This window comes from Achromobacter sp. SIMBA_011 (assembly GCF_046535435.1).
GTDB classification, from domain to species: domain Bacteria; phylum Pseudomonadota; class Gammaproteobacteria; order Burkholderiales; family Burkholderiaceae_B; genus Achromobacter; species Achromobacter dolens.
Genome location: NZ_JAWRWN010000340.1, coordinates 1 through 277, shown reverse-complemented (window position 1 = coordinate 277; position 277 = coordinate 1). Strand labels below are relative to the sequence as shown.

The following is a 277-nucleotide window of genomic DNA, read 5'->3' as shown; positions in this document are numbered from 1 at the left end:
AGCGCACCGTATGGCGAACCACGCGGGTCTTGATGACGACGATGCGCGAACGTCCGGTGAGAAGCCGGTTGGCCTGGATGCTGGCGCGCTGACCGCGCCCGAAGCGCGAGCGGTTGCCCGAGGTGATCTTGCCGGAGCGCGAGACGCGTCCGCCGGCCTTCTGGGCGGCAGCGAGAGCCTGGGCGATGAACGGCCGGGCCTGCTGCGCGCGGGTCGATCGGATGCGCCCAGGACGGATGCGGAACTCGCTGTCATCTGACATGGCGTTGCCCCGCAC

The 277-nt window shown here is 70.0% G+C and carries 1 pseudogene; it reads right to left on the bottom strand.

Going from position 1 to position 277, the window contains the following annotated elements:
- A pseudogene (locus SB816_RS31215) lies at positions 1-262 on the bottom strand (type VI secretion protein); the annotation flags it as partial.
- Positions 263-277 lie beyond the last annotated feature (15 nt).